At 52.7% G+C, this 4,854-nt stretch carries 6 protein-coding genes; 5 read left to right on the top strand and 1 reads right to left on the bottom strand.

Annotated elements, in window-relative coordinates; genetic code table 11:
• Window positions 1-479: 479 nt before the first annotated feature.
• Window positions 480-950 carry a terminase small subunit gene (locus OES20_18745; protein MDH3636730.1) on the bottom strand — a complete coding sequence of 157 codons (471 nt, stop codon included), beginning with the start codon at window positions 948-950 and terminating at the stop codon, window positions 480-482.
• Between the two features lie 129 nt (window positions 951-1,079).
• On the opposite strand from OES20_18745, the gene OES20_18740 reads away from it, so the two are divergent.
• From OES20_18740 to OES20_18720, 5 genes are all read left to right on the top strand, one after another.
• Window positions 1,080-1,478, top strand: a complete 399-nt coding sequence (locus OES20_18740; GenBank protein MDH3636729.1) for a YDG/SRA domain-containing protein — start codon at window positions 1,080-1,082, stop codon at window positions 1,476-1,478.
• The gene (locus tag OES20_18735) at window positions 1,379-1,930 is read left to right on the top strand and encodes an HNH endonuclease (GenBank protein MDH3636728.1); all 552 of its coding nucleotides are present in this window, start codon (window positions 1,379-1,381) and stop codon (window positions 1,928-1,930) included. The genes OES20_18740 and OES20_18735 overlap by 100 nt, the downstream gene beginning before the upstream one ends.
• Window positions 1,931-2,332: 402 nt before the next feature.
• Complete coding sequence (locus OES20_18730; GenBank protein MDH3636727.1) at window positions 2,333-3,064, top strand: ABC transporter ATP-binding protein; 732 nt, start codon at window positions 2,333-2,335, stop codon at window positions 3,062-3,064.
• A gap of 9 nt (window positions 3,065-3,073) precedes the next feature.
• Complete coding sequence (locus tag OES20_18725) at window positions 3,074-4,372, top strand: ABC transporter permease (protein ID MDH3636726.1); 1,299 nt, start codon at window positions 3,074-3,076, stop codon at window positions 4,370-4,372.
• Between the two features lie 21 nt (window positions 4,373-4,393).
• The coding region (locus tag OES20_18720; GenBank protein ID MDH3636725.1) for a DUF3299 domain-containing protein at window positions 4,394-4,854 on the top strand (461 nt) is incomplete at its 3' end.

The raw sequence follows: 4,854 nt of genomic DNA, 5'->3' as shown, positions 1-4,854 counted from the left end.
TGGGTCGTTAACTGCCGCTGATGGCATAAAAATGAGGGTCCGCTTCTGGGTTGGATTGACTCCAATTGGCCGATCTGGGTGTGGTGCCGATAACTACCGTTGATCCAGATATTATATGGCCTTTTCTGCCTTAGTATTAGCGTGGTGATGGCGTTGTATAGAACTAGCAGTATCCCACAGGCTGGGTAAACTATCGTGGCACCACCGGACTAGATCGGTTTATATAATTGCGGGGTGAAAGGCCGCTCGCTGAATCGTCGGATCATTCCCGATCATTCTCATTTTTCGCTTACCTCCCTTTGCTGTGATACTTTTTTTCCTGGGATCTAGATACGTCATCGTCACTCACGCATCTAGCATGTAAATGCTGTTGGCCTTTGTCTAGCCCTTATGATGCCACTTACTGCTAATTCTAGTACTCCCCGACAGGATACTTGCGATCGTGGCATCAGGATGCTGTGCCATCCCGTGAAATGGTTCTATTTGACCAGTTCCAATTTACGCTGGTCTGCTGCCACCTCTATAGCCTTGATGCGATCGTTTAGCATCTGCTCCAGTTTAAATGTATGCCCGATCTCAATACTATCCTGAAATGCTTTGACACCAGTATTTTTACCGATTAGCTCGAGCGCCGCTTTAACACCCATCGCATTAAACCCCTCTGGTGCTGGTCGATCACCAAATGCTATTTCCAGGTAGCGAACAGATTGGCGCAGAACGTATTCGGCGTTAATACCGGTTGATTTAGTTAATTCTACACGCCTAGATTCGAGGTAAAGCGCTACCATTGGTTTTGATAGGATTTTCGAACCCTCTACCTGGCAGGTAGTTATCTTGGCTTTGGGGTGCAGATGGCGGTAGCAGGCAGTTGCGTTGCCACGTACCTCATCGGGTCCGCCGAAAAAATTGTCTGCAAACTCTCGATCCCTAGCAGATAGTTTATTGATCATGCAGTTACCTTTACCACTCAACGACTTATTCTACCACTGGGTAACGGCCTCATCGATCCGGTACGTTGCCTTTTGTGGTTTACGCGTTTAACGCGCACAATAAATGTTAATACAAAAGGTAGTGAAGGTATGATTGGAGAAATTGAGGGAGTAGAAGACGGCGCGATCTTTGCGGATAGGCAGGCACTACACGACGCAGGCGTGCACAGAGGGACTCGAGCTGGGATTGGAAGTGGTGGCGAGTCCGTTGTGCTCCCAGGTGGCTATGTAGATGATGTTGATGATGGCGAGGTAATTATTTACACAGGTCAAGGTGGTCGCGATCTTAGCAGCGGAAGGCAAGTTAAGGATCAGGAGTTAACCAGGGGAAATAAACTACTAGCTGAAAACTTCCTCGAAGGAAATCCTATACGGGTGAGCGAGGCGCAGTGCATGACTCTCCTTTTGCCCCGACTAGTGGGTATCAATATGGTGGGTTATATCGTATCGATCGTTATTGGTCAGAGACAGGGCGGGATGGATATTTAATATGGCGTTATAGACTAGTAAAGATCGCTCCTGGAGACCAGATTGATGCGACTGACCAGGGTGCGTCGCCGTCCGGAAACGAGTCGCCATCAAGAGCAAAGGTTTATACGACAAGAGTTATCAGAAGTTCGGAAGTCGGCAACTACGTTAAAAACCTGTATGACTATCGATGCCAAATATCAGGTGATCGATTGGATACTCCTGGCGGACCTTACGCGGAGGCTTGTCATATTCTACCAGTTGGAGCCCCACATAATGGCCCAGACGTTCCAGGAAACGTGTTGTGTCTGAGCCCGAATATACATGTTCTTTTTGACTATGGCGCAATCGGGATCGCAGATGATCTTACAATTCTCGGCCTTGAGGGTAATTTGGAGTTGAATCCAGGCCACGAAATATCGATGGAAGCTATACAGTATCATCGTGAGCACATATATCGTGGTAACCAGTAATCGGTGCATGATTTTTAATTATGAAAAAAATACACCAAGACACTGATAAAAGAGGGGTGCTTTCGGGGTGTTTTATGAAAATAATCGTTGTAAATTATTGATTGATAAAGATTGTGCCACAGACTTGTAATCAGTAGGTCCGGGGTTCGACTCCTCGTGCCGGCACCATTTTTTCATTGGTTCAACCCGGACACTCATTGTACGATGATGAGTGGCGATCTTCGGCCAATAGCTGACTTAAGAGACGTTATCCCCGCGCAAGCGGGGCGGTCCGACGCATCGGACCTGTAACCTCGTCACATCCCGAAAAATTCCAGCGTATGCGGGAATAACCGAATTGAGTTAACTGTCCACCAAATATCTGATAGATTTTGTCCGCCTTCAGGATTAACAGAAATGACATTGCCCGAACACATCATCAGCCTCAATACGTTGCGCTTCGCCTGGCACGGACACCCGCAACCATTGCTGGACATTGACAGTTTCGATGTGATGCGCGGTGAGCGACTGTTTGTGCGCGGCGCCAGCGGCAGCGGCAAATCGACGCTGCTGGGACTCGTCGCGGGCGTGCTCACGCCCCTATCCGGCGCAATCGAAGTGCTCGATCAACGCTTAAGCGAAATGACGGCTGCAGAACGTGACCATTTTCGCGCCCATCATTTCGGTATCATTTTTCAGCAGTTCAACCTGATCCCGTATCTCAGCGTGATCGAAAACGTAACCCTGCCTTGCCAGTTCTCGGACCAGCGTCGGCGCAAATCGATATCGCGCAGTGGCAACCCGCGCGACGAGGCCCTGCGCCTGCTCGAGCACCTCGACATGGCGGATAGCGCGGTGATTCACAAGCCAGTCACCGAGCTCAGCGTCGGACAACAGCAACGCGTCGCCGCAGCCCGCGCGCTGATCGGATCGCCGGAAATCCTGATCGCCGATGAACCGACATCGTCGATGGATGCCGACCGCCGCGCGGCGTTCATCGAATTACTGTTCCGCGAATGCGAGGAGACCGGGTCAACGCTACTGTTCGTCAGCCACGACCAGGGTTTGCGTGAACCTTTCGATCGAGCGATCGAGTTCGATCGACTCAATCGCGCGGCGAGCGGCAGGCCACCCAATCGAAAGGAGTTCAGCTAGAATTACGCTATGAATATCGCGTCGCTGGCAATAAAAAGTTTTCGTAACCGCAAGCTCAGCGTCGGGCTTGCGATTGCATCGATCACGTTGAGCGTCGCGTTGCTGCTCGGCGTCGAAATCCTGCGCAGCGAGGCCAAGTCCAGCTTCGCCAGCACCGTGTCCGGCACCGACCTGATCGTTGGCGCGCGCGGTGGTTCGGTCAACTTGCTGCTGTACTCGGTGTTTCGCATCGGTAATCCAACCAACAATATCGAGTGGCACAGCTACGAGGAGATCAGTGCCCTGCCCGGGGTGAAATGGAGTATCCCGCTGTCGATGGGTGATACCCACGCGGGTTTTCGCGTGGTTGGCACCGATGACAATTATTTCGAGCATTACCGCTACGCCCGCGACCGGCGCCTCGGGTTGCAGCAAGGTGCGTGGTTCGGGGACGAGGACGAGATCGTACTCGGCGCCGAGGTCGCCGCCAGTCTCGGTTACCGGCTTAGTGACAAAATCATAGTTGCCCACGGTGCAGGCGATGAAAGTTTTATAAAGCACGCCGACGAGCCGTTTCGTGTGGTCGGTATTCTCGCCGCCACCGGTACGCCAGTAGACCGCACCCTGTACGTCAGTCTCGCAGGTTTCGATCACATGCACGAGGCCTGGCAGACCGCTGAAGATGGGCACGATCACGATCCCCTGGCCGCGACGGCTTCAGCTGAAGGCCATACCGATGAGGAACAGCACGCCGAAGACGAGCACCTTGACGAGGAGTATTCCATCAGCGCATTCTTGCTCGGACTCGAGTCACGTGCCGTAGCGATCGGCCTGCAGCGCCGCATCAATCAGTTCGAGCACGAGCCGTTGAGCGCGATCTTGCCCGGCGTCACGCTGCTGGAATTGTGGGAAATCGTCGGCCTGGTCGAGCATGCGCTGCGCGCGATATCAATATTTGTCGTTATTGTCGGACTGTCATCGTTGTTAATTATCCTGATGACGAGTATCAATGAGCGTCGCCGCGAAATGGCGATCCTGCGTGCACTGGGTGCGCGACCCGGTCATGTTTTTGCATTGATACTCGGCGAAGCGATAGCCATCACGCTGTCCGGTATCGGTCTCGGTATCCTGCTGGTTTGCGGTATTTTTATGCTGGGGCAGGGCTGGATCGCAAGCAGGTTCGGACTATTCATCGAGTTGAACTTGTTGACTCCGAATCTGGTCTATGGCCTATTATTGATTACTCTTATAGGTTGTTTGATCGGCCTGATTCCCGGCATACGGATGTACCGGTATTCGCTGGTCGACGGTATGACCATTCGTGTTTGAAATCAAATGAGAAAATCAGAAATGATAACCCCCTCCTACCTGACCGTCATAACCCTGATCGCGAGCCTGTTGTTTAACGCCGGCGCCATCGCGGCCGAGCCGCGCGAGATCACCTGGGATGACCTGGTGCCGGCCGAGGCGGAGTTCGACGACGTGTTTACGAAGCTGGACGAAGATACTATTTTCGAGCTGAGTATGGTCGCGGGGGTTCGAGACCGGCTCGAGGCCGGACAGGAAGTCGATGAAAATACGCTTGCCAACTACCGTAAGCGGGTCGAAGGCCTGGAACAGGATGGCGTCGACGTCGACGGTCTGATCGCGATGCGTGAACAGATCACCGAGGAGCGCATCGCCAAGACTTACCTTGCCAACAAGGAGCTGGATGGCAAGCCCGTGAGGATTCCGGGCTACCTGTTGCCGCTCGAATTCGAAGGTGACCGGGTTAGCGAATTCCTGCTGGTGCCCTATGTCGGCGCCTGTAT

This window comes from Gammaproteobacteria bacterium (assembly GCA_029862005.1).
Taxonomy (GTDB): domain Bacteria; phylum Pseudomonadota; class Gammaproteobacteria.
This window is presented reverse-complemented; position numbering and strand designations above follow the sequence as displayed.